The organism is Caballeronia hypogeia, assembly GCF_001544875.2.
Taxonomy (GTDB): Bacteria; Pseudomonadota; Gammaproteobacteria; order Burkholderiales; family Burkholderiaceae; genus Caballeronia; species Caballeronia hypogeia.
On record NZ_FCOA02000020.1, the window covers coordinates 104,975 to 128,013 of the forward strand.

Sequence of the window (23,039 nt, forward strand, 5' to 3'; positions counted from 1 at the left end):
CAAGCAAAATGGTCTCCGGGAAACCCGGGCCGATTCAAAGGGCGTGGAATACGGGATGCCGGATTTCGCCGTTGGGCGTCCACTCCAGGAACGACACTTCAGCCACGATGTCGGGCACGAGCCAGTAAAATTCGCGATCGCGCTCGGGTTGAGGTGCGTTGTAGAAGGCGGGCTGAGCCTGAAGTAAGGCTTGAGCGCGCTTGCCGAGCGCGGCAGCACGTGAGGGCGTCAGATGAGGCGCAACGTGGCCCGCGTACCTGAGCGTTCCATCTTGCTCGTAGACGCCCAGCAACAGCGAGCGCACGCCCGTCTTGGCGCCCTTCACACGCGAGAAGCCGCCGATCACGAACTCTTGCCTGAGATTGCATTTGAGTTTTTGCCAGTCGTTTGAGCGACCCGACCGATACGGCGCGTCCGCGCGCTTGCCGATGATGCCTTCAAGTTTCATCTTGCAAGAGGAGGCTACGAGCGATACCGGATCCTCGGCGAAGTCGTCGGAATAGCGAAGCAGGGGGCTTTCGACGCTTTGCATTAGTTCGTGAAGCAGGGCGCGGCGCGTCCGGAGCGGCTGCTCGCGAAGGTCAGTGCCGTTGAACCACAACAGATCAAAGACGTACAGGACGATGTTTGCCGTGCTGCGCCGGTCGAAAGCGTTCTGCAGTGAGTTGAAATCGGGCTTGCCGCTGGCGTCCAGCACGACTGCCTCCCCGTCAATCCAGGCACTATCGGCCGGCAGGTCCGCCAACGCGTCTCGTAGGCGCGGCATGCGCTCAGTCCAATCGTGTCCGTTTCGAGTGATCAGCTTGACGTCGCCCGACTCAATGCGCGCGAGCATTCGATAGCCGTCGAACTTGATTTCATAGGACCATGCCCCTTCCACGGGGTGACGTTCGACCAGCGTCGCCAATTGAGGCTCAATGAGAACCGGCATTTCGCCGGGCGCAGTCTCGGGCGCGCGTACGCGCGTCGCGCGCGAACAGTTCCAACGCCCCATGTCACTTGTCGCCGGCGTCCGGCGGCACGCCGTCGCCATCGTGCTGATGGTCACCGTCGCCATCGCTCCAGTCGAGCACCGGCGGACAAAGCGGTTGCTGCGTGTCGATGCCCGCCATCTGGAGCGCCGCGTCGATGCGTTCGAGCTCGGTCCTGAAACTGACGCGCCACCGCGTGGGTGGTTCGTCATCCCCCAAGAGCGTCATGCCGTCATGGATGACGAGTGCATAGCGCGCAACGAGAAGCGCATCGACGAGCTTCGCTTCTCGTTTGGCCTGTTCTAGAAATGCGGTCGCTTTCATGGTGGCACCTCCCGCCTGCAAATACGCAAGCGTTGCGCCCGTAGGGAACCCGGAAAAAAGCGAACCGTTGACTATCTGCTGCAGGTCGAAAAAAGGACTTGCAGTCGAGCCGTAAGGGTTTATACTAAGTTCGTCTCCTCCATGTCCACCGATATGGATTCAACCCGCTCAATCGAGCGGGTTTTTTATTTTCCACGCAAGTTGCGACGTCGAAACGTGCTGCCCTAGGGTCGTAGCGAGAGGCGCCAACACTCCCGCGTCGAACGGCGAACTGTAGGCGCGTAAAGGGGCTGAGGGCGCAGCCCTATAACCGCCGCGCGAGTCAGTGCAAGCGAGCTACGGCTTGCAGTACGGCACGGCCATCAACGGTCAAACGAGGACGCGGAAGACCTGAGGCAAGTTGTTCGAGTTCGACCAACTGACGTTCCATCAGAATGTCGAGTTCTTCGCGATCAAGGTCAATCTGATCCGGTGCGGTGCTGACAAGCATTAGCGTGGCAAACTCATGGGGACTTAGCATGTCTCTCTCCCAGATAAATGCTGATATTTTTATTTTTGCGAAACGACTTGGTAGCCCAGCCGCAGCGGCCAACGACCTCATAGTGGATCTGACGAATCGTTTGGTTCCGCGGGGAAACATTCTGTCGCGGTCTAATTTTTGTCGACCGGGCAGGGATTAAAACATGCGTCTAACCGTCATGTTAATCAGGGTTAACAATACGGCAAAAAACAATCCGGCCGTTCGTATTAGATAATCGCTCACAACAAAATGCGAGGCAGTACTTATTCGAATCTGCGCAAAATAGTACCTGTGATTACTTCTCGTTATCAACGGTGCGATTTTTGCGAAGGCGGAAAGAGGGCGTTTTCACTGGTGAAAATCGGTCAGAGGCGAGATCCGGCGATAGACGCCGCCTGCCGTCGTGACGCGGCATCGTCTTTGCGCTGATGTCGTCATGCCTGCATGCCGCAGGCAAACTGGGAGAGAGATCACGAATGAAGACCAGGCGAAGGCCGTCGGGGAGAAGGTCAAAGGCAAGATCAACGAGGGCGTCGGCAAAATGACGAACGATCCCACGCAGGAAGCGAAGGGCGATGCGCAGCGGGTCGAAGGCGAAGTGCGCAAGGACGTCGGTGACGCCAAAGAAGACCTGAAGGACTCAACGGACGATACGGCAAAGCCGTAAGCGAACCGTGATTGGCCAAGCCGTCTTAAGCGGCTCGATTCACCTATTACAGCGATGCCCGCCTCTCGCGGGCGTTTTCGTTCACCGAATTGCAGCCGACCTTCCGGTGTCTTCCGGTGTCAGCGGCTGCGATTTTGACGCACCAGCGAATGCATTTCTGCAATCCTGGGCTTGAGTTTCTAGTTGCGCGCATTCACCCGAGCCGATCTCAAGCAATCGTGCAGGTTGCGCAGCAGTATCGGTAAAGAACGGCACAAGCTGCGCGGTTTGAGAACCTTGCTGTGAATGGCGCCGGTTTTGGGTTCGACGTCGTGAATCTGGAAAACGCGCTTAGCTAGGTCGATGGGCAATGATCGCGGGTTCCATCTAGTTCTCCTTGGCGGCGGGAACGCCGAACCATCAATGTCGCATGTCCACGGCGAGAGCCTGCAGCGCCTGTTTGGCCGTTGAGACGGGAGGCGACCATCCCACCATCTGGCCGTGACATGACATCCTAAGCATGTGTAGGGTCGTTGTCGGAAGGCGATTTGAGGGCTTGAACGCTCTCAAGGTCCGAGAATTTGACTGATACTTGCAAGTGAATCGAGCGTATGAAGTAAATGCCGGCGCATCGCTTCGGATGCTTCTTCGTTCTTTTCGCGCTCAAGTAGATCGAGCACTTCGAGATGCTGCTTCGCATGCTCGGCGTAACGTTCCCGATGCTGCATCGAACGATAGGAAAGCAGGCGTCGCACGCGATTCACTCGTTTAATTGTGTCGATGAAAAAGCTGTTCCCCGATGCCTCGACAAGCGACTCATGAAAGCGCACCCCGCGCTCGTGCAATTGATCGGCGGTGTCGGTTTCGATGCCGCCCGCAAGCAGATGCTTTTCCACATCGCGGCAGCGCTCCAGTACTTTTCTCTCCAACCGATAACCCGGTTCGAGCAACGCGGCCGGCTCCAGCGCGAGACGCAGGCGATATGACTTGAGCAGGCTGTCGGGCGTGGTGAGCATTGTCGAGAACTGCCAGCCGTAGCCAGGTTTGCGCTCGGCCCAGCCTTCCTGAGAAATGCGTGTGAGCACGGCGGTAAGCTGTGCGCTCGTCAGACCGTAGCGAGTGCGGATCATCTGCTCGGAGAACTCCTCGGGCAGGGCGCCTTTGAGCCGATCATCGGCGATTCGAAAATACACGCTCGTCACGACATCGGTTTCGGCGAGCCCGAGCTCATCGACGACATCCGATAGTGACTCGGTCACCGGCTTGGCGACAAAGAATCCGCGATTTTTTTCGCGCGTAAGAACGCCCTTTTCGTGCAGCAGGGCGAGCGCCTCGTTGACGGGCGAGCGCGATACACGCAAGCGATCCGCCAGCATTTGCGCTGGCAGGTGTGCGCCGGCCATCAAGCCTTCGTTCTTTATAAGCTCGACAATCTGAGTCGCAATTGAGCGGTCGATCATTTTCAATTTCCTTCTACGCGACGCAGCGACGCGCTCAGGCCTCCTCTTCCCGCGTGAGGTGTTTTTGCAGTATCAGCGGGATGACGCCGCCTGAGCGCAGCAAGCGGCATTCGAGTTGTGTTTCGACGGCGGCAGTCGCATTGACCGGCTCCACGCTGCCGTTCGCACGCATGATTTTGACTGACACTTTACAGCGCGGCGACAGCATGCCAGCGGGCGCGTCGACTTCGAGCCTATCACCTGGCTGCAGATCGAGCGTGTCAGGGCCAATGCCAGCCGCGAAGCGCAGTGGCAGGATACCCATGCCGATCAGGTTGGAGCGATGGATGCGCTCAAAGCTCATCGCCAGCACCGCGCGGATGCCGAGCAGGCGCTGCCCCTTCGCGGCCCAGTCGCGCGACGAACCTGTGCCGTAGCGCTCGCCCGCGACCAGCACGACTGAATGACCTTCGTCGTGATAACGCTGCGCTGCTTCGAAGATCGGCATCACGTCGCCACTCGGCACATGCAGTGTGTGTGCGACGGGTACGCCGGGGGCAAGCTTGTTCACGAGAGTCTTGCTGTAAAAAGCGGCGCGCACCATCACTTCCCAGTTGCCGCGGCGCGATGCGAACACGTTAAGGTCGTTGCGATCGTCGCCCCGCTCGACGAGAAAATCAGCTACAAAACTGTTCTTCGGGATCGCGCTAGCCGGTGAGATGTGATCGGTCGTCACGTCGTCGCCGAGCACGAGCAGCGGATAGGCGCAGTAGTTGCCGAGCTGGCTGCCCTCCGACGCCGACGCAAACGGCGGCCGGCGCAATGCCGTCGATGCCGGGGTCCACGGGAAGCGTGCGGTGTCTGGCGCTTCAAGATCGTGCCAAGCGGGGTTTTTGCTCGCGATGGCGAATGCGCGCGGATAATCTCGAGGATCGGCGGCCGCAGCGACCAGTGCGGCGACTTCTTCGCGCGTCGGCCAGATGTCGCGCAGGTAAACCGGCTTGCCGTCCTGCGTATGCTGAATCGCATCACGGCTCAAATCGGCTTCGGCATCGCCGGCGAGTGCGAACGCGATGACGAGAGGCGGCGACATGATGAAGCCGAGGTCAAGATCGGGATGAATGCGGCCGGGGAAGTTGCGATTGCCAGACAGCATCGCGACGGGATATATGCTTTTGTCGGCGATCGCGTCGCGGATCGGCGCTGTCAGCGGCCCCGAATTGCCGATGCACGTCGTGCATCCGAAGCCGACGATATCGAATCCAACCGAAGACAGATCGTCGATTAAGTTCGCACGTTCGAGATACGCGGCAGCGGCGGGCGAACCGGGACCTAGCGAGGTCTTGATCCACGACGGCACCTTAAGACCGAGCGAACGGGCCTTGCGCGCCAGTAGTCCGGCGGCGACCAGCAGCGCCGGATCCGACGTGTTCGTGCAGCTCGTTATGGCAGCGATCGCAACCGGATGCTTCGGCATGGACGCGTGCTTTGATGCAGGCAGGAAATCAATCTTAGCGAGCGCGTCGCGAGTCTGCGAATAATCGAGCAGATCCTGCGGACGACGCGGACCGGCGATGTGCATGCCGATATTGCCCAGATCGATATCGATCGTGCGCGAGTAGCGGGGCGCGCTTTCGGGATCGAACCACACACCCGCCGCGCGCGTGAACGCTTCGACCAGGCGAATCGATGACTCGGGACGATTCGTCGCGCGCAAATAGTCCAGCGTGTGCTGATCGACGGGGAAGAAACCCGTCGATGCGCCATATTCCGGCGCCATGTTCGCGACAACGGCTCGATCACCTGCCGTCAACGTCGATACGCCCGGCCCGAAGAATTCCACGAACTCGCCCGAAACACCGATCGCACGCAGTCTTTGCGTGACCGTCAACGCCAGATCGGTCGCGAGCACGCCCGGCTTTAGGGCGCCCGTGAGCCGCACGCCGATTACATCGGGAATGCGCTGCATCACCGGCATGCCGAACATCACCGTCTGCGCTTCCAGTCCGCCTACGCCCCAGCCGAGCACGCCGATGCCGTTGATCATCGGCGTATGGCTATCCGTACCGATGAGCGTATCAGGCACGGCCCAGGTTTCGCCATCGCGCTCGACCGTCGTGACGACGGTCGCGAGCTGTTCGAGGTTGATTGTATGCATGATCCCGGTGCCCGGCGGATGAATTCGCACGCCCGTCAGCGCCTTCGACGCCCATCGCAGAAAGCGATAGCGCTCCGCGTTGCGCCTCAGTTCGAGCGCAAGATTCTCTGGTGCTGCGTCGGGCCGCGCGAAATATTCGACGGCGAGCGAGTGATCCACTGAGGAATCCACCGGCAACACCGGATTGAGCGCGGACGGATCGGCGCCGGCTTCGGCGAGCGCGTCGCGCATGCCGGCGATGTCGACGAGCGCGGGAGTGCTGGTCGTGTCGTGCATCAGTACACGATTCGGCTGAAAGGCTATCTCCGCTTCGCTGGTCGCTCGTTGCGTCCAGCCCAGGATGCCAGCGACCGCGTGCTCGCGCTCCGCGCCTTCCGTGTTGCGGACGACGTTCTCGAGCAGAAGCCGCAGCACCACGGGCAATTCGCGCAATTTGTCGCCGAAAAGAGCGGGCAGATCGACGTAGAGATACGGCATGCCGTCGACGCTCAAACGGGCTTGAGAGGGGGCGTTAGTGTTTTCCATGACTGTATTTTTGCATTTCAATGGTTAAAAATGCAATATAGTGCAAACCCCAGATCACGAAAAAACAGGAGACACCGTGGAGAAAACCAGCGCAGAACGCGCCGATACTGACGTGGCGGGCCGCCGCAAAGCCTTGCAGGGCATCGCTTCGCTCGGCGCGCTGGCCGTTCTGGGCGTGATAACCCCGTCGGTTTTCGGAAGCGGAAAGACTGTCGGCCAATCCAACATCAAGGAAAGAACACCCATGTTTGCTTACGTCGGATCGCGGACCACACGCGAACGCAACGCACGCGGCGACGGCATCAGCGTCTATCGCGTCGATACCGCGACGGGCGCGCTCACGCTCGTACAGCTCGTTAAGGATCTCGTCAACCCGTCGTTTCTCGCGCTATCCGCCAACGGCGAGCGTCTCTACACCGTGCACGGCGATCTGAGCGACATCAGCGCGTTCCGGGTCGATAAAGCTACCGGCGAACTGAAGTTCCTGAACAAGCAAAGCACCGAGGGCAAGAACCCGGTGCACCTCGCGATCGATCCGACGGGACGTTATATCGTCGTGTCGAACCATATCGGCGCGAGTCTCGCCGTGTTGCCGATCGCCGCCGACGGCTCGCTCCAGCCGCTCACGCAACTGGTGAAGCTCGAAGGCCCGATCGGTCCGCATCGCGTGGAACAGAAGCAGGCGAAGCCACATTTCAATCCGTTCGATCCGACGGGCGAGTTCGTGATCGTGCCGGACAAGGGACTGGACCGCGTGTTTTCGTTCCGCTTCAAGGACGGACAATTGACGCCGGCGCAAGCGCCGTTCGTGACCACGCGCGAGACGGCGGGGCCGCGACACATCGCGTTCCATCCAAAGGGCACGCATGCGTATGTCATCAACGAACTCGATTCGACCGTGACGACGTATCGCTATGACAAGGCCACGGGCGCGCTGCAACCGTTGCAGATCGTTTCGTCGCTGCCTGACACGTACACGGGCAACAGCCGCGCATCGGAGATCGAAGTCGATCGCACTGGGCGTTTCGTCTATGCGTCCAATCGCGGCTACGACAGCATCGCGACGTACCGCATCGATCAGTCGACGGGCCATCTGACCTTCCTCGGCGTGACGCAAACCGCTGGGCGCACGCCCCGCTTCATCACCAGCACGCCCGATGGCCGCTTCATGTATGCATTGAACGAAGACAGCGACAGCATCGTCGCGTTTTCCATCGATGTCGAGAACGGCGCGCTCAAGCCGACGGGCTTCTCCATCCAGTCCGGCAGCCCGGTCTGCATGGTGTTCTCGACGCATCACGCGTAAGGCCGCTTCCATCTCTTTTGAAGGTCCGGCGGCATGCCGCCGGAAAGCGAAACATGCAAACATCCACTGCAATCGACGAACGCGCGCTGGTCCGCAAGATTTCCTGGCGCATCATTCCGTTCGTGTTCATCCTCTACATCATTTCGTATCTGGATCGCGCGAACATCGGTTATGCCGCGCTGCAGATGAACAAGGAACTCGCCTTGAGCAGCGAGGCGTTCGGCTTCGTGTCGGGCATCTTCTTCATTGGATATTTCCTGTTCGAAGTGCCCAGCAACGTGATGCTCAACAAGTTTGGCGCGCGCGTGTGGATCGCGCGGATTCTGCTCACGTGGGGCGTGGTCGCGGTAATTTCGGCGTTCGTGCAAAACGCCACGCAGCTCTATGTGCTGCGCTTTCTGCTGGGCGTCGCGGAAGCGGGATTCTTTCCCGGCATCATCGTTTATCTGACGTACTGGTTCCGCGCGAAAGAACTCGCGACGACCGTCGCGCTTTTCACGGCGGCAATTCCGGTGTCGTACATCATCGGCGCGCCGCTTTCAACGTGGATCATGGACAACGTGCACTGGCTCGGGTGGAGCGGCTGGCGCTGGATGCTCGTGCTCGAAGGCGCGCCCGCGCTGATCGGCGGCGTCATGTGCTTCGCCTGGTTGACCGACAAGCCGTCCGACGCCAAGTGGCTCAAGCCCGAGGAACGCGAGTGGCTACTCGATCAGCTCGCGGGCGACGCGAAGGCGCGGCCTGGCGCGAAGCACTTCGGCTCACTCAAGGCGATGACCAATCCGAAGGTGCTGTACCTTTCGTTCATCTATTTTGTGTATCAGTGCGGCAGTCTCGGCGTCGGTTACTGGATGCCGCAGATCATCAAGGGCTTTTCGAAGACGCTGAGTCATACGCAGGTGGGCCTCATTGCGATGGTGCCGTATCTTTTCGCGACGATCGTGATGGTGCTGTGGTCGCGCAGGTCGGATCGCCGCAACGAACGCCGCCTACATTCCGCGATTCCGCTCGCGCTGGCGGCCGCCGCGCTGCTCGGCGCAGGTCTTGCGACGAACCCGTATGTATCGATTACGATGATAAGCCTGAGCCTTGCCGGTCTCTATGCTTTCAAGTCGCCGTTCTGGGCATTGCCGACGCTGTTCCTCACGCGCTCGACCGCGGCCGTTTCCATTGCGGTGATCAATTCGGTGGGCAATCTCGGCGGCTTCGTCGGGCCGTTCGCAATCGGCTATATCAAGGGCTCCGACGGCAGCGCGACGCATGGCTTGCTATTCCTGTCGGGTCTGCTCGTCGCTTCTTTCCTCATGACCCTCTTCATTCGACTCGCAGAACATGGACCAGAAGGGTCGATCGCGGTGGCAAAGCCAGGTCACTGACTAACTGACTGATTAGCGTCAGGTTATTCCTCGCTCGGACGACCTAGCCTTTTCCACAATAACAGCGAGTAGAGCGTCGGCGCGTGCGACACGCCGACAGCGCTTGTCCTTGATCCGCAGCGCGTGCATTTCCGCGATGCGCCACCTTAATCTCGACGCCTCCTATTTCGGCCAGGGAAAAAGTGTCGCAGTCAAACCGGCCCACGACCAGATTCCGTTCCGAAAGCTTAGATTGCGGACGAACCGGTCCATACTTGTCTTTACTTCTTCGAAGTACAAAATCAGCGGCGAGTGCTCGCTTGTGCTGTGCCACAGCGCGCGCACGCCTTTTTCTTTTTCCTCTTTTCGCTCCATGAGGTCGGCATGTTCGTTGACAAATCCCTTATCGATACATTTGCGCCCGACGGCAAACTGCGGGCTTCGATCAATCTCGGCAATCCAGTTCTGGCAAACCGCCCGGATGCGCAGGTCTTACCTACGGGTATTTCGGTCGACCTCGCAAGGAAGCTGGCAGAGAAACTGAGCGTTGAACTTGAGTTGGTCGTATTCAACACCGCCAGAGACTCCGTGGAGGCCGTCGCAAGCGAAAGGGCGGACATTGGCTTCTTCGCGGTCGATCCAGCTCGGGGTGCAGCGATCGCTTTCACCGAACCCTATCTGCTGATTGAGGGCTTTTATTTGGTACGCCACGATTCGCCCTTCAAAGATAACGCCGATGTCGATCGCGAGGGCGTCAGAATCGCGGTAGGGAAGGGAACTGCATACGATCTCTTTCTTTCTCGCGAGATCAAGTCGGCGACGCTCGTGCGGGCCGCGTCTTCTCAGGTAGTGGTCGAAACGTTCCTGAGCGACGAGCTCGATGTAGCCGCTGGTGTGAAGCAAGTTCTGGAGCAAGAGCTCAAGCGTTCCCCTAACTTGCGACTCCTTGATAAGCGCTTTATGGTCATTCAGCAAGCGATGGGACTTCCCAAGTCAAAGGGCGAACCCGCTGCGCGCTTTCTGCGCGAATTCGTTGAAGAAATGAAATCTACCGGTTTCATCGACGAAGCGATGCGAAATCATCGCGTCGACGGCGCCACGTTGGCCCCAAGCGCTAGTTCCAACAAGTGATGAGGTGACTGATGGTATTTGAAATGGCTCAGATCGAGATTCTGCCTGGAAAAGGGGCCGAATTCGAAGCAGGCGTTGCGCAAGCCGTACCGCTGTTTCTGCGCGCAAAGGGTTGCAGCGAAGTGAAGCTGCTTCGAACCATCGAGCATGCGGAGCGGTACACGCTAATGGTTCGATGGGATACGGTGGCAGACCACATGGTCACCTTCAGGGAGTCCGAGGACTTTCAGGAGTGGCGACGGCTCGTTGGATCGTTCTTCAAGACACCTCCAACTGTTACGCACGCCGAGGTCGCGGTCGGATAGAAAAAGGGCGTCGCTCTCGCGAGAAAAGGTAGGGCGACCTTCGGTGTCTGATTTGACTCTCAATGCAGTCGATGGTCGAGCGTCGCTTGGACGCTCGTTACGGTACTGACGGCGTTATCGTTGAACGACGGCGTCTTGTCCCGCGGTTAATTCTTGACTCGAAATTGAGGCGTCGACGTCAGAAAGTTCTGCTTCGACCTGCGCCTGATGATAAAGCGCCTGGTGCGCTTTTTCGGGATCGAAAGCCTTCTCCCATTTGGCGACAACCACAGCGGCTACCGCGTTTCCGATGATGGAAGTGACAGACCTCGCTTCGCCCATGAATCTATCGATTCCGACAAGGAGGGCGATTGCGCTGAGTGGTAGGACGTGAACGCTCGACAAAGTAGCCGCGAGCGCGACGAAACCACCGCCCGGCACTCCGCTCATGCCTTTTGATGTGACCAGGCCCATTGCCAGTACGACGATCTCCTCACCTAACGTCATTGGGGTGTTAGTCGCCTGAGAGATGAAAACAACCGCCATTGTCAAATAGATACACACGCCGTCGAGGTTGAATGCGTACCCAGTTGGCACCACAAGCCCGACGACTGATTTCTCACAGCCCATGCGTTCCAGCTTTTCGAGGAGCCGTGGCAGCGCAGGTTCTGCGCTGGACGTACCGAGCGTGATCAGGATCTCCGTTTTCAGGAATGCGATGAAACGGAAGACGTTAATTCCACAAAACTTCAGGATCAGTCCAAGCACGACCAAAACGAAAAGAATACATGTCACGTAGAACGCGAGCATCAATTGGCCTAGCGCAAGCAGGCTTGCAAGACCGTACTTCCCGACGGTGAAGGAAATCGCGCCGAACGCGCCGATCGGGGCGAAGCGCATAACGAATGTCACGACACCAAACATCGTATGAAGAAACTCATCGACGATGTTGACGAGAGATTTCGCGCAGTCGCCTGCGTGCGCAAGCGCCAAGCCGAAGAGGACGGCGATAAATACGACGGGAAGAATATCACCGTGTACAAACGCGCCAAAAAAGCTGTCTGGAATGATGTGCATGAAGAAATCCTTTACGGATTGCTCCGACGCTACTTTGGCATAGCCCGCAACGCTCGCGAGGCTCAGCGTCTTGGGATCGACGTTCATGCCTCCGCCGGGATTCATCACGTGCCCCACGATGAGACCGATGGCAAGCGCGCCGGTCGTGACAATCTCGAAGTAGATCAGCGCCTTCAACCCAACCCGGCCGACAGCTTTTATATCTCCCATCTTCGCAATGCCAGTGACCACTGTCGCGAAAACGATCGGAGCGACGAGCATCTTGACGAGCTTGATGAAAGCGTCGCCCAGCGTTTTCATGTCTGCGCCGAGTTTAGGCTCAATCGCACCGAAGGCAATGCCGAGCGCCACGCCAATTAGGACTTGAACGTATAAGGGCTTGATCACCCCCCGAAGAGAAAAGCGCACGTCTGTCTCCTGATGTTTCGCAAGGCCTGCATTCCGGTCAAACCCGGCTGCGGGACCTGATGTTTTCCCGGTAATTACTTCTTCGATGCCTCGCCGGCGCGATCCGGTCCGTGCTCAGCATATTGTATTGGATGGCAATATAGTACATTCTTGGAATTTGTAATGCTCGGGAAGACCCGAGGTGGAGCTCCCAAGCCATCGCTACAATGTCAGTGAAGGCTTGTGCTATCTTCCAAATCGCAACAATCGGCCGAAAATCGCAAAGACGGTGACACTCGAATGAAAACTGAGACGGGCGGCGCACTGGCAGACCAGGTGGCAGCCAAGATTATCGACATAGCCCGCACCCGGGCGCTCAAGTCTGGGGAGCACCTACGTGAAGAGGCGCTTGCCGCGGAGCTCGGGCTGTCGCGCTCGCCGGTTCGCCGGGGGCTGGCGCTTCTAGCAGAACAGGGAATTGTGATAAAGGAGCGTAACCGAGGCATCTTTCTGGCGGTTGACGCACACGGCATTGACATCGCCAAGTTGGAGCTAGGCGTGGATCCCCTTGAGGATCTCTATTTGCGCGTCGCAGACGACTGCCTGACTGGTGAACTTCCTCAAGATTTCTATGAGGCCGAGTTGGTGCGCAGATTTGACGTCCCACGTGGACAACTGCTCAAGATTTTGTCGAGACTGGCCAACGAAGGGATGATTTCACGTAAGCCAGGGCAGGGATGGCGCATCAATCCCTTCTTGCACGACCGTGAGGCACACATTCAAAGTTATCGTTTTCGAATGGCCATTGAGCCAGCGGCGATTCTTGAACCCGGCTTCAAGATCGACAAGGCCGCATTCGCACGGGCACGCAAGGTTCAGACGGAAATGCTCGAAGGCGATATTTTCAAGCTGCCGCGTTCGATGCTGTTCAAAAACGGGTCGGAGTTTCATGAAATGCTTGTTCGATGTTCCGGCAACCGGTTTTTCCTCGAAGCACTCGAGCGTCAAAATCAGCTTCGTCGCTTCATGGAATACAAGGCGGCGACCGATAGACCGAGGCTCATCCGCCAATGTCAGGAGCATCTGGAGATGCTCGATCTGATCGAGAGCGGCGGCCGGGAGCATGCCGCCGCGTTCATGCGTAAGCACCTCGACGTAGTAAGCAAAATCAAGGCGAAAGCTGAAGAAAAAGAAGAGCAAGCGGCAGCCGCGCGTGGTCTGCCGGAAGCGCACTTCTGACGCCTGACAGAACCGGCCGCGCGACGCACTAAGCAGGTGCTGTAGCGCTCTGCCACACACTTAGGCGAAACACCACTGTCGGGTAAACGAGAGGTCCCGACTTGCTTCCGATGTCGTAAATTGTATCCTGTAGAGAGAAAGTACATTTTTCGCTGCTGTTCTCTCTTTTCCCACAAAAAAACCTATTACGGACCGGTCGTTCGCGGCGTGATTTTGCTTAGGTTCTATTGTACTTAGTAGACGTATAAAACAATATTTGGAGCGTCGGAGATGCGGAAGACTTTATTGGGTGTCGGTGCAACTGCCGGATGCTTGCTTAGCTTGGGTGCCCATGCGCAAGGCAGCGTGACCTTGTATGGGATCGTCGATGTGGGCATTCAATATGTCGACAATGCGGGCGGCCATGCTCAAACACAAGAAGCCAGCGGTATGTTTAACGGTAACCGCTTCGGCCTCAAGGGTGTCGAGGACCTCGGTGGAAATTGGCACGCTCTCTTCCAACTTGAAAACGGCTTCAATACAAACAACGGAACTTTCGGTCAGGGGACTTCCGCCTCCGGTACTACGCAGGCGGTGACGCGTATGTTCGGTCGTCAGTCATGGGTCGGGTTGCAGTCGCCATGGGCAACGATCAGCTTAGGCCGTCAATACGACTTCTTCTACGACAACCTCGCGCCGATCGCCGCATCGAACTACGTCGGCTCTTTCATGCACCGCCCGGGTACGGCTAACGCGATCTTTGGAAACAACGGCAGTACGACCGACTTTGACCGCATTGGCGGCGTTCGTGTTGACAATTCGGCAAAGCTGACGAGCGCTCCGATCGGAGGCTTCACGCTGGGTGCGATGTACGGTTTCGGCGGCCAGGCCGGAGCCTTCTCGAACGGCAGCACTCAAAGTTTTGGCGCCAAATATGCAAATGGCGGCCTGTTGGCGGGCGCCGTCTACACGAATTACAAGGAAAACAACGCCGCCAGCAGCTATCAAACTTACGGTGGCGGCGCACGTTATCAGTTCGGACCGGTGCGCATCGCAGGCCTTTACACCAACGCTCGTTGGTCGGCGACTGGTGACCGGGTAGATACGATTGAATTTGGTGGACAGTACCGCATTACGCCGTCACTTGCTGTGGCGGCCGGCTACTTCTATTCGAAGCCGAACAACGAGAGTACCAACGTGATCATGAAAGGTACCCGGAACCAAGTCGGCTTCATGACCGATTATTCGCTTTCTAAAACAACAGACATCTACGCAACGGTCGACTACCAGCGCGCCAAGCATGGCTACGCGGCCCAGATCTACAGCCTTACTCCCACTGACGCCAAAACCAATCATCAACTGATGATCGGTGCCGGCCTGCAGCACTTCTTCTAAAGCCTACAACCGGGCAACAAAATTCCAGATGCAAAGAAGCAGGGCAACAAAGGTTCTTGCCACCCTCGGGCCAGCTAGTTCCACAGAGACCGTGATCGAAGCGCTCGCTCGGGCAGGTGCGGACGTATTCCGTCTTAATTTCAGCCATGGCAATCATGCCGAGCACGCGGCCAGGCACTCCGCTGTGCGCGCCGTTGAGAAAAGACTGCGAAAGCCGCTTGGAATCCTGATGGACCTGCAGGGGCCGAAGCTCCGTGTCGGCAGTTTTGCAAACGGAAAGGAAGTCTTGGAGGAGGGGCAACAGTTCTGTTTTGACGTTGACCCTACGCAGGGGAATCGGGAGCGCGTGCATCTGCCTCACCCCGAAATCTTCGCCGCTGTACGACCAGGTCACCACTTGCTCGTGGATGACGGCAAACTGCGCTTCAAGGTCCTGATGGTCGCTGAAGGCCGTATCGTCACTGAGGTCATCGTTAAGGGACAAATTTCCGATAGAAAAGGAGTGAGCGTCCCCGATGCGAGCCTTTCTATCGCTGCCTTGTCCCCTAAAGATCGCGCAGACCTCGAGTTTGGTCTGTCGTTGGGCGTGGATTGGGTTGCCCTCTCTTTTGTCCAACGTGCTCAAGACATCATCGAGACGAAGTCGATTGTCCAAGGCCGCGCCGGGATAATGGCCAAGATCGAAAAGCCTCAGGCTGTCGACAATATCGTCGAGATCATTGATGTGGTCGATGCGCTCATGGTGGCGCGAGGAGACCTTGGCGTAGAAATGCAGCCCGAAGACGTGCCACTCGTGCAGAAGCGCCTGATTCGTCTGTCAAGAGACGCCGGCAAACCCGTGGTTGTCGCGACGCAAATGCTCGAGTCCATGATTTCAACATCGACGCCCACACGCGCTGAAGCGTCCGATGTCGCGACCGCCGTATATGACGGAGCGGACGCAGTGATGCTATCTGCTGAGTCAGCGTCTGGTTCATACCCCGTCGACGCCGTCTCGATGATGTCGCGAATCATCCGTCGTACGGAGTCTGATCCCCTCCAGCGTCAATTGATGAACGCTGTCGCCGCCCAGCATACAGCTAACCCCACCGACGCGATTGGCGCCGCGATTAACACCGTGTCCGACGTCCTGCCGCTTGGGGCGGCTGTCACGTATACGTCGTCCGGCGCAACCGCCTTGAGGATCTCTCGGGTCCGACCGCGAACACCCATCTTAAGCCTTACGCCCAATGTTGAAGTCGCGCGCCGGCTGGCTTTGGTATGGGGCGTAAATTCGAGAGTCAGTTCGGACGCAAACAGCATAGAGGACATTGTCGCAATCGCTTCTGATGCAGCACAAGCTGAGGGCCTTTGTCAAAGCGGGCGCCCGCTGGTTGTCGCGGCAGGCGTGCCATTTGGAACACCGGGCTCGACGAACTTGATGCGAATCGTATGGCCGTCAGAATTGGCTCCGGCGGTTGAATTGAACAACGCCTCGACGGCGCAGACGCAGGAGTGCACCTCTTGAACTCAGTGAATGACTTGGCGAACCTGTTTCCTCGATTGAGCGATGTCCCTGCCGAAACGAGGATTACGCCGCTGCATCAACGTGAGACGTTAGTTGGCGGTGAAATGCGTCGTATCGACCGCGGTTGCAAAACAGCGCTGTCTGCGATTCAACTGCGGCAAGAGGACGGAACGTTGGCTCCGTTCGAGGTAGGTAGCTATCCCCTCGGCGGTGTAAACGAAGCCAGGGACGCCCTTGAAGCTGCTGTGCATGCCTACGACAGCGGTCGCGGGCGTTGGCCGACGATGCCGGTCGCCGGACGAATCTCGTGTGTTGAACACTTTGTACGCCTGATGGTTGCTCGTCGCGAGGAGGTGGTGCGCCTGATCATGTGGGAGATCGGTAAGGCAAGGCCTGATGCGGAGAAGGAATTCGACAGGACGGTCGAATATATATCCGCGACTGTCGAAGCGCTTAAAGAGCTCGACAACGGAAACTCCAAGTTTCACGTTGTCGAAGGAACCATTGCCCAAATTCGCCGCTCACCGCTCGGCGTCGTGCTGTGTATGGGACCGTACAACTACCCGCTAAACGAGACGTTCACCACCCTCATTCCTGCTCTGATCATGGGGAATACGATCGTCCTGAAGCCGCCCAAATTCGGCGCACTATTGTTCTATCCATTGCTCTTTGCTTTTCAGAAGGCCTTCCCCCCGGGCGTGGTTAACACGATCTACGGTCGGGGAGAAGAAGTTGTTCCTTACCTGATGGCCAGCGGAGACATCAACGTACTCGCACTGATTGGTTCAAGCCGTGTCGCGGACTCGCTCAAGAAGCAGCACCCGAAATCGAATCGGCTGCGAGCGGTGCTTGGCCTGGACGCAAAGAATCCAGCGATCGTTCTTCCAGACGCAGACATCGATACGGCAGTGCGCGAGTGTGTCGCGGGATCATTGTCGTTCAATGGGCAACGCTGTACTGCGCTGAAACTGATTTTTGTTCATCGGTCAATCGCTGACACGTTTGTCTCGCGGTTCTCACGCGCTGTTCAGGATCTGAAGTGCGGGATGCCCTGGGAAAAAGGCGTCCAAATCACGCCGCTTCCCGATCAGCAGAAGCCGCGCTACCTCGACGAATGCGTAGCACAGGCCGTCAGCCTCGGGGCATGCGTGGTCAACCCGGGCGGCGGCGATAGCGCTGGGACTTTGTTTCGGCCTGCCGTCGTCTATCCGGTAACGGATGAAATGAAGTTGTACCACGAAGAACAGTTCGGTCCGGTCGTGCCGATCGTACCATTCGACGACGTGAGCGAACCCCTCGAATACATCATCCGATCGCCATACGGCCAGCAGGTCAGTCTTTTCGGAAACGATGCGGAGCAGATAGGGGCGTTAACCGACCAACTCGTGAATCAGGTCTGTCGTGTGAATCTGAATTGTCAGTGTCAGCGCGGCCCCGATGTCTTTCCTTTCGCCGGTCGCAAAGATTCGGCGGAAGGGACGCTGTCGGTGAGTGACGCGCTGCGTTCGTTCTCTATCCGATCGATGGTGGCGACGCGCAAGTCGTCCTCCGATAAAACGCTGCTGAACGCGATTGTCGACGGACGCCGTTCGAATTTTATCGCGACCGGATTCTTGCTTTAACACCGCGACGTCTCCTGGAGACGGAGACGTCGGTAACAACGGGAGTTCCCAACAATGAAACCTGAGATTCATACTCGGACAATGGCGAAGGTGTCGCGGCGGTTAATTCCGTTCATGATCCTTATGTTTCTTATTAACTTTTTGGACCGGGTGAACATTGGATTCGCCGCGCTGGAGATGAACAAGGATCTGGGGTTATCGCCCAGTACCTATGGCTTCGCAGCGGGGATTCTTTTCATTGGATACGTGGCGTTTGAAGTGCCCAGCAACTTCATTCTGCAACGAGTGGGCGCTCGCGTGTGGCTTGCTCGAATCATGATCACCTGGGGCGTGCTTGCTACGCTGATGGCATTCGTGTTCAACACCACGTCGTTGTATACGCTGCGTGCTCTCATCGGCGTAGCTGAGGCTGGCTTCTTTCCCGGCCTGGTGTTTTATATGATGCGATGGTTCCCGGCGGAAGAACGCGCCAAGGCCATCACCGTGTTTATGTTGGGCAACCCCATCTCCGTCATCATTGGCGGTCCGCTCTCCACCGCGATCCTACACTTCGGCAATCATCTGGGCGGTCTGGCTGGGTGGAAATGGCTATTTATCATTGAGGGCATACCGGCGATCATCATCGGCGTGTTGACCCTTTGGGTACTGACCGAGCGCCCTGAAGATGCGAAGTGGCTGAAATCCGACGAGCGTGACTGGCTGGTTACGAAGATCAGCGAAGAAACGAAGGCAAAGGAAAGCCGCGGACATAGTCCTGTCCGTGTACGAGACGTGTTTCTTCATGGTCCCACGCTTGCTTTTGCGCTCTCGAAGTTCTGCGTGTTGCTGGCTTTTTTTGGGATCACCTTGTGGCTGCCGCAAATCATTAAGAGCCTGGGCACGTTGACCACAGTTGAAGTCGGTATTGCATCTGCCGTTCCTTATGTATTCTCCGCTGTGGCAAGCGTCCTTATCGGCAGACATTCGGATAAGACGGGCGAACGGAAGTGGCACATCGCGCTGCCTGCGTTTCTCGGAGCCGTCGGTTTCGTCGTGGCCAGCATTGCCGGAAGTCCCTGGATCGCCATGGTGGCGCTGTGCGTCGCGGCCACCGGTCTTTGGGTTTCGAACACAGTTTTCTGGACCCTACCCGCGAGCATTCTTTCCGGGACCACGGCTGCGGTCGGCATTGCCTTTATCAACGCCTTTGGCAATCTCGGTGGCTTTGTCGGTCCCTATCTGACTGGCTGGATCCGGGAGACGACACACTCGTATGTGTGGGCACTCGCGATGTTGGGTGGATTCTTGGCGCTGAGTGGCGTGATTGTTCTCATTGTGGCTCGCTCTGAGACGGGCGGAGGACGTGATCAAAGGCCGTCGCGGCACCCCACTTTCAAGAAAGTCTAGCCTGCAGCAGACCCAAGCCGAACAAGCGGAAACGAGCTTCCAAGTCGAACGGTGAAAGAGCGGGCAGAGCGAGCGACTTGAGCGTTCTAGGAACGAGAATTCAGCTTTGTCCTCGATCGTCAACAACTGCATCCAGTTGAAACCGGCGCGCCGGCGCATCTTCCACGGTGCGCGATAACGGCGCCCGCCCGGTGCAGCCGAAAAACTAGAGCAAACCCTTAGATTGTATCGTACGTTTATGAAGTACAATCGGTGCCATCAACACTTGTGGCTCATGAGCAGCCGAATCTCTGGAGACTTGTAATGCGTATTCTCGTTCTGCCGTGCGACGGCATCGGTCCCGAAATTACCGCAGCTTCGATGGCTGCTTTGCAGGCCGCTGACAAGAAGTTCGGCTTGAATCTGTCCTTCGACTACGACGATGTCGGTTTCGTAAGCCTCGAAAAGCACGGCACGACCCTGCGCGACGAAGTGCTCGAAAAAGCGAAAACCTACGACGGCATTATCCTGGGTACGCAGTCGCACGCCGATTATCCGGTTCCCGAAAAAGGTGGCCGAAATGTGTCGGCGGGCTTCCGCATTGGACTGGACTTGTATGCGAACGTGCGGCCGGCGCGCACGCGTCCGTTCCTGACTTCCAACATGCGCGAAGGGAAGACGATGGACCTCGTGATCATGCGCGAGGCGACCGAAGGCTTCTATCCGGACCGCAATATGACGAAGGGCTGGGCGGAACTGATGCCGAGCCCGGACATGGCTATCTCCCTGCGCAAGATCACCCGCCACTGTAGCGAGCGCATCGCACGCCGCGCCTTCGAACTCGCGATGAAGCGCAAGAAGAAGGTCACCGCGATCCACAAGGCCAACAGCTTCCACATGACGGATGGCCTGTTCCTCGAGTGCGTGCGTGATGTGGCGAAGGACTTCCCCGAGGTTCAGGTGGACGACTTGCTCGTGGACGCCTCGACCGCGCACCTGGTGCGTTCGCCCGAGCGATTTGACGTGCTGGTCGCCACCAACTTCTATGGTGACATCATCAGCGATCTCGCGAGCGAGCTTTCGGGCAGCCTCGGTTTGGCGGGGTCAATGATGGCGAGCGACACGCACTGCTGCGCTCAGGCTCAGCATGGCTCGGCGCCCGACATTGCCGGTCAGGACAAGGCAAACCCGGTTTCGATGATCCTGTCGGTGGCCATGCTGATTCAATGGATGGGGGAGCATCACGGCAAGGCGGAGTACGTCGAAGCAGGCAACGCGATGGAAGCGGCGGTCGATAAGGTCTTGGAAAACCCGGCCACTCGCACGCCCGACCTGGGCGGCAAGTTCGGCTGCAAGGCCTTCGGTGATGAAGTCGCGCGAGTGATCGCTGGCTAATGAAGGGAAACCGACGCGGGGATGTGTCACCCGCGTCGATTTGAGCGAGCTCGAGGACGCCGGAGCGATATGCCTCTGTGACGTCCTTGGTTGCCGGGCGCCGGCAAGCGACACCCGTTATTCGAACTCGGAAACGTCATGGGAAAGGAGTAGGGTATATGTCCCCGATCGGCTTCGCCGTTCCAGAGGGCGTCGTAGACTCGCATTGTCATATCTTCGACCCGCATCAGTTCCAGTACTCCCCAACGCGGAAGTACACACCTCCCCCTGCGACAGTCCAGGAATTGCAACGATTCCATTCTGCGATCGGAGTGCAACGCACTGTTCTTATCCAGCCGAGTGTGTACGGTATTGACAATTCTTGCTTGGTCAATGCGCTTGAGCAGCTTGGCGCGAATGCGCGTGGCATCGCCGTTATCGACGGTTCCTTCTCAGATCAGCAACTGGACGACCTCATCGGAGCAGGCGTTGTAGGCGTTCGAATCAACCTTGAAGTAGGTAAAGACCGCAACTTCAACGCTGCGATTAATCGACTCGAGCAGACCGTTGAGACGTTGCGGGGCAAGCCGCTGATCGTGCAGATTTATGCTGCGCTTCCCATCTTAGAAGCGCTTGAGGGCCGAATTCAATCGCTGCCGCATCGCGTCGTCATTGATCATTTTGGATTGGCAAAGGCGGCTGCGGGACCGGAGCAATCAGGAATATCGACGCTGCTCGACATGATGGAGTCTGGAAAGGTCTTCGTTAAACTCTCTGGCCCCTATCAGATCTCCTTGTTAAAGCCTCATTACAGGGATACTGCAGCGATCGCGCAGAGGCTAGTCGAAGCGGCGCCCAGCCAAGTCATCTGGGGCAGCGATTGGCCCCACACGGGTGGTAGCGAACGTTCTGCTAATGCCAAGCCGACCGACATAGAACCTTTCCGAAAAGAAGATGAAGGGCACAACTTCGGCCTCGTGAGAGACTGGGCGCGAGCGTCGACCGATAGAACTCGATTGCTGGTGAATAACGCGACAGCCCTCTTCGGCTTTGAGTCAACCGCGGTGCAACCGCAAAAGGACATATCTTGAGCAAGCCACTTCTGGGTTGCATCGCCGATGATTTCACTGGCGGAACAGACCTCGCAAGCACGCTCGTGCGTGGTGGCATGCGAGTCGTCCAGGTCATCGGCGTTCCACGGGACCTAAATATCGCAGACGCGGATGCGGTTGTCATCGCGCTGAAGACTCGAACGGTTGAAGCGGCGCAGGCTGTGAAGGAGTCGCTCGATGCGCTGGACTGGTTAGAGAAGGCGGGCTGCGAGCAGTTCTTCTTCAAATACTGTTCGACCTTCGACTCTACGCCGGAAGGCAACATCGGCCCGGTCGCGGACGCACTCGCGTCGGCGCTTGGCGTCGACTTCGCCATCGCATGCCCAGCGTTTCCGGAAAACGGAAGAACGATCTACAAGGGCTATCTTTACGTCGGCGACGTATTGTTGAGCGAATCCGGGATGCGTAATCATCCGCTCACGCCTATGAGCGACGCCAACCTCGTTCGCGTTCTGCAGAGTCAGACGCAGGCGAAGGTCGGTGCGGTACATCTGGGAGATGTGTCGCGCGGTGCGGAGGCGATAGTCGCAAAGTTCGAGCAACTGCGCCAAGGTGATGTGAAATACGCGATCGTTGACGCGGTTAGCGATGCGGATCTTTGCCAGATCGGACGTGCGTTGATGGGTCACCGGCTGATTACGGGTGGTTCGGGTGTCGCAATGGGCCTGCCCGCAAACTTTCGCGACGCTGGGAAGTTAAGTGCGCCCACGAGTTCGGCCGCCAAACTCCCGCGTGTTGAAGGTCGCAGCATCGTCCTATCTGGAAGTTGCTCCCTTGCGACGAACGCGCAAGTCGAAGCGTGGAAGGCATCCTCTCGACCTGCGTTCAAGCTCGATCCTCTCGAACTTGCCAAGGGCGATGAGACAATCTTGGAGGCCGTCGAATGGGCCACGCAGCAGCTCGAATCAGCGCCGGTTCTGATTTACGGCAGCGCGAATCCGGATGAGGTGAAGCGCGCTCAGCGCGAATTGGGCGTGGAGAAGGCAGGATCACTGATGGAACGTGCTCTCGCACAGATCGCCAAGACATTGGTGGACGGAGCAGAGGTGAGGAAAGTCGTCGTTGCAGGAGGCGAGACGTCCGGTGCGGTCGTGAAAGCGCTCGATGTCAAGGCGCTGCGGATTGGCGCGCCGATTGACCCTGGCGTGCCCTGGACGATCGGCACCGCGGCAGTTCCTCTAGCACTGGCGTTGAAGTCGGGCAACTTCGGGACCGAGGATTTCTTTGAGAAAGCGCTTCGCTGCGCGCCCTGACGCCGGAGTATCGTTAAGCCTTTCATGAATGTCCGGGGACAGCCCGCCTGAGAGGCGGGCTTGTTCATTG

20 protein-coding genes are annotated in these 23,039 nt (G+C 58.0%); 13 read left to right on the plus strand and 7 right to left on the minus strand.

The genetic code is table 11. The features are described 5' to 3' along the window. Positions 1 to 34 precede the first annotated feature (34 nt). The 3 genes from ligD to AWB79_RS38475 form a co-directional block, all read right to left on the minus strand. Complete coding sequence (gene ligD / locus AWB79_RS25335; protein ID WP_232471006.1) at positions 35 to 1,048, minus strand: non-homologous end-joining DNA ligase; 1,014 nt, start codon at positions 1,046 to 1,048, stop codon at positions 35 to 37. Further along, positions 996 to 1,295 (minus strand): hypothetical protein, encoded by a 300-nt coding sequence (locus AWB79_RS25340; protein ID WP_063963541.1) that lies wholly within the window; start codon positions 1,293 to 1,295, stop codon positions 996 to 998. The genes ligD and AWB79_RS25340 overlap by 53 nt, the downstream gene beginning before the upstream one ends. A 322-nt stretch (positions 1,296 to 1,617) precedes the next feature. After that, positions 1,618 to 1,815, minus strand: coding sequence for a hypothetical protein (locus AWB79_RS38475; RefSeq protein ID WP_074169427.1), 198 nt, complete (start codon positions 1,813 to 1,815; stop codon positions 1,618 to 1,620). 436 nt (positions 1,816 to 2,251) lie between these two features. Here AWB79_RS38475 and AWB79_RS25345 point away from each other — a divergent pair, with 436 nt between their 5' ends. Beyond that, positions 2,252 to 2,482: a CsbD family protein gene (locus AWB79_RS25345; protein WP_061170183.1), complete on the plus strand. Its 231-nt coding sequence runs from the start codon at positions 2,252 to 2,254 to the stop codon at positions 2,480 to 2,482. A 545-nt stretch (positions 2,483 to 3,027) separates the two neighbouring features. On the opposite strand, the gene AWB79_RS25350 is transcribed toward AWB79_RS25345, so the two are convergent. Genes AWB79_RS25350 through AWB79_RS39685 form a run of 3 tightly spaced genes read right to left on the minus strand, consistent with a single transcriptional unit; the run spans position 3,028 to position 6,803 of the window. Further along, entirely contained in the window at positions 3,028 to 3,921 is an 894-nt protein-coding gene (locus AWB79_RS25350; RefSeq protein WP_061170184.1) for a GntR family transcriptional regulator, read from the minus strand. Positions 3,922 to 3,955: 34 nt separating this feature from the next. Further along, entirely contained in the window at positions 3,956 to 6,583 is a 2,628-nt protein-coding gene (gene acnA, locus AWB79_RS25355) for an aconitate hydratase AcnA (RefSeq protein ID WP_061170185.1), read from the minus strand. Continuing rightward, positions 6,570 to 6,803 carry a hypothetical protein gene (locus AWB79_RS39685; RefSeq protein ID WP_157695846.1) on the minus strand — a complete coding sequence of 78 codons (234 nt, stop codon included), beginning with the start codon at positions 6,801 to 6,803 and terminating at the stop codon, positions 6,570 to 6,572. Before AWB79_RS39685 ends, acnA begins: the two co-directional genes overlap by 14 nt. Positions 6,804 to 6,827: 24 nt before the next feature. Here AWB79_RS39685 and AWB79_RS25360 point away from each other — a divergent pair, with 24 nt between their 5' ends. From AWB79_RS25360 to AWB79_RS25375, 4 genes are all read left to right on the plus strand, one after another. Then, a complete protein-coding gene (locus AWB79_RS25360) occupies positions 6,828 to 7,889 on the plus strand; it encodes a lactonase family protein (protein ID WP_061170224.1) in 1,062 nt (353 codons plus the stop codon). A 53-nt stretch (positions 7,890 to 7,942) separates the two neighbouring features. Further along, on the plus strand, positions 7,943 to 9,265 hold the full coding sequence (locus AWB79_RS25365; RefSeq protein WP_061170186.1) for an MFS transporter: 1,323 nt from the start codon (positions 7,943 to 7,945) through the stop codon (positions 9,263 to 9,265). Positions 9,266 to 9,628: 363 nt separating this feature from the next. Continuing rightward, entirely contained in the window at positions 9,629 to 10,375 is a 747-nt protein-coding gene (locus AWB79_RS25370) for an ABC transporter substrate-binding protein (RefSeq protein WP_061170225.1), read from the plus strand. Between the two features lie 23 nt (positions 10,376 to 10,398). Continuing rightward, positions 10,399 to 10,680 (plus strand): antibiotic biosynthesis monooxygenase family protein, encoded by a 282-nt coding sequence (locus AWB79_RS25375; protein ID WP_374728564.1) that lies wholly within the window; start codon positions 10,399 to 10,401, stop codon positions 10,678 to 10,680. A gap of 114 nt (positions 10,681 to 10,794) precedes the next feature. Here the strand turns inward: AWB79_RS25375 and dctA are convergent, their stop codons facing one another. Then, the gene (dctA, locus tag AWB79_RS25380; RefSeq protein WP_061170188.1) at positions 10,795 to 12,144 is read right to left on the minus strand and encodes a C4-dicarboxylate transporter DctA; all 1,350 of its coding nucleotides are present in this window, start codon (positions 12,142 to 12,144) and stop codon (positions 10,795 to 10,797) included. A gap of 279 nt (positions 12,145 to 12,423) precedes the next feature. On the opposite strand from dctA, the gene AWB79_RS25385 reads away from it, so the two are divergent. The 8 genes from AWB79_RS25385 to otnK all read left to right on the plus strand — a co-directional run bounded on the left by AWB79_RS25385 (position 12,424) and on the right by otnK (position 22,969). Beyond that, positions 12,424 to 13,362, plus strand: coding sequence for a GntR family transcriptional regulator (locus tag AWB79_RS25385; protein ID WP_061170189.1), 939 nt, complete (start codon positions 12,424 to 12,426; stop codon positions 13,360 to 13,362). A gap of 270 nt (positions 13,363 to 13,632) precedes the next feature. Further along, on the plus strand, positions 13,633 to 14,736 hold the full coding sequence (locus tag AWB79_RS25390; RefSeq protein ID WP_061170190.1) for a porin: 1,104 nt from the start codon (positions 13,633 to 13,635) through the stop codon (positions 14,734 to 14,736). Positions 14,737 to 14,764: 28 nt separating this feature from the next. Next, complete coding sequence (gene pyk, locus AWB79_RS25395; protein WP_061170191.1) at positions 14,765 to 16,243, plus strand: pyruvate kinase; 1,479 nt, start codon at positions 14,765 to 14,767, stop codon at positions 16,241 to 16,243. Next, the gene (locus AWB79_RS25400) at positions 16,240 to 17,865 is read left to right on the plus strand and encodes an NADP-dependent glyceraldehyde-3-phosphate dehydrogenase (protein WP_061170226.1); all 1,626 of its coding nucleotides are present in this window, start codon (positions 16,240 to 16,242) and stop codon (positions 17,863 to 17,865) included. Before pyk ends, AWB79_RS25400 begins: the two co-directional genes overlap by 4 nt. 54 nt (positions 17,866 to 17,919) lie before the next feature. Beyond that, a complete protein-coding gene (locus AWB79_RS25405; RefSeq protein ID WP_063963542.1) occupies positions 17,920 to 19,251 on the plus strand; it encodes an MFS transporter in 1,332 nt (443 codons plus the stop codon). A 303-nt stretch (positions 19,252 to 19,554) separates the two neighbouring features. Continuing rightward, positions 19,555 to 20,625, plus strand: coding sequence for an isocitrate/isopropylmalate dehydrogenase family protein (locus tag AWB79_RS25410; RefSeq protein ID WP_061170193.1), 1,071 nt, complete (start codon positions 19,555 to 19,557; stop codon positions 20,623 to 20,625). Positions 20,626 to 20,783: 158 nt separating this feature from the next. Next, positions 20,784 to 21,695, plus strand: a complete 912-nt coding sequence (locus AWB79_RS25415; RefSeq protein WP_061170194.1) for an amidohydrolase family protein — start codon at positions 20,784 to 20,786, stop codon at positions 21,693 to 21,695. Beyond that, a complete protein-coding gene (otnK, locus tag AWB79_RS25420; RefSeq protein WP_061170195.1) occupies positions 21,692 to 22,969 on the plus strand; it encodes a 3-oxo-tetronate kinase in 1,278 nt (425 codons plus the stop codon). The genes AWB79_RS25415 and otnK overlap by 4 nt, the downstream gene beginning before the upstream one ends. The last annotated feature ends 70 nt before the right edge of the window (positions 22,970 to 23,039 follow it).